This window comes from Sodalis sp. (in: enterobacteria) (assembly GCF_047607725.1).
Classification (GTDB): Bacteria; Pseudomonadota; Gammaproteobacteria; order Enterobacterales; family Enterobacteriaceae; genus JBLKSS01.
In genome coordinates, this window is the sequence record NZ_JBLKSS010000348.1 from 1 (window position 1) to 1,506 (window position 1,506).

Annotated in this window: 3 protein-coding genes; all 3 read left to right on the forward strand. The window is 59.7% G+C overall.

Translation table 11 applies throughout. From position 1 onward, the window contains the following. Positions 1 to 302 (forward strand): DUF2730 family protein (locus ACMX3H_RS20160; protein ID WP_415211959.1); only part of this gene is annotated, 302 nt, incomplete at its 5' end. Further along, the gene (locus ACMX3H_RS20165; protein WP_415211960.1) at positions 299 to 589 is read left to right on the forward strand and encodes an ArsR family transcriptional regulator; all 291 of its coding nucleotides are present in this window, start codon (positions 299 to 301) and stop codon (positions 587 to 589) included. The genes ACMX3H_RS20160 and ACMX3H_RS20165, both read left to right, overlap by 4 nt. 10 nt (positions 590 to 599) lie before the next feature. Next, a complete protein-coding gene (locus ACMX3H_RS20170; protein ID WP_415211961.1) occupies positions 600 to 1,181 on the forward strand; it encodes a DUF3486 family protein in 582 nt (193 codons plus the stop codon). Positions 1,182 to 1,506: the final 325 nt, after the last annotated feature.

Below are 1,506 nucleotides of genomic sequence, written 5' to 3' on the forward strand. Positions count from 1 at the left end.
TGCGAGGACTGTCGCCACAGGATTGCCCCGGCCCGGCTGGCGGTATTACCGCAGGTGCGCTGTTTATGTGGCTGATGCGCCGCTCCTTTGCCGGACGCGAGCAGGTCGAGCACCTTAACGCCCGTCTGCTAACGGTAGAAACCCGCCTGGGGGCCACGCCGTCGGCGCAGACGGTGCATGCCCTGAAAGTGGAAATCACCGAGCTGCGCGGCGATTTGAAAGAAACCCGCGCCAGCTTGCAGGCGGTGACGCATCAGCTTGAGTTACTGGTGGAAAAAGCCCTTTACCGGAGTGACGGATGATTGACGATATTTTGACGCAAGACCAGCGCCTGGTGATAGTGCGTTCACTGAATGATTATCACGGCGAATTAAATGAATCGGTGTTGCAGGACTGCCTCGACGCCTACGGTCATAAGGTCTCGCGCGACCGCGTACGCGTGTTGCTGGCCTGGCTGGCGGAGCAGGACCTGTTGCGGCTTGACACCTTGCCCGGCGGCTATCTGGTGGCCCATCTGAGCGGGCGCGGGCAGGAGGTCGCCGAGGGTCGCGCGACCGTGCCGGGCGTGAAGAAGCCGCGTCGGCGCTAAGGGGGAAGGGATGGAAAAAGCCACCCGAGGCCGTCCCGGCAAGGTCAATGTGCTGCCGGAAGATATCCGTAAACGTCTTTTTACGCTGCTGCGGGAAAAGCGCATCACCCAGCTGCAAATTCTGGACGAGGTAAACCGCCTGATTGAGGCGGCCGGGTTACCGCCTGAGCAGAAACTCTCGCGTAGCGCCCTGAACCGGCTGGCGAGTGAAAACGAGCGCGTGGCGCGGGATTTACGCGAGCTGCGCGAGCAGACCAGCGCCCTTACCGCCGAACTGGGCGAAAAACCCACCGGCGAAACCTCGCGGCTGATTATGGAGATGGCGCGCTCCCTGCTGTTCAAGGGCATACGCAAGCACCAGCTTGCCAGTCAGGATAACGACGAGATTGATATTGATTTTCTGAAAGAAGCCATGCTGGCCGCCCAGCGCCTGGAGCGCACGGCAGAGATGAGCCACAAGCGCGAGGCGGAAATCCGCCAGGCCTATGCTGAGGAAGCGGCGAATGCCGTCAGTGAAGCGCTACGTGGGCAGGAGGGCATGAGTCACCAGATGGAAAGCAAAATCCGCGACATTTTGCTGGGCAAGGCATAACCCAGACTTAATGAGAGGTTACCCAATGACAAACAACACGACGACAAGTGCCGCAGAGTTGGCTATCCAGCTGCACGCGGTAAGGAAACGCTGGAAAAAGACGGGGATTTATCCCATCCCCGCCTGACTGAAGCCATGTGGTTATTAATGCAGATGATCGCAGGCCCGATGGATGCGGGCCTGACGGTCAACCGTTTTCAGGGGCGGTGACGCCGTTTTCACCCCGTTGATTTTTCATGGAAAGAGCCAATGCAAACCGCTGAACAGCCGTCCCCGATGACCCGATTGACCGACCCGCGCAAAATTGACCTGCGTGAGGCCACCC

What these genes read in the sequence shown, in the direction of transcription:
- ACMX3H_RS20165 (WP_415211960.1), top strand. Translation starts at nt 299, where the DNA reads ATGATTGACGATATTTTGACGCAAGACCAGCGCCTGGTGATAGTGCGT.
- ACMX3H_RS20170 (WP_415211961.1), top strand. Translation starts at nt 600, where the DNA reads ATGGAAAAAGCCACCCGAGGCCGTCCCGGCAAGGTCAATGTGCTGCCG.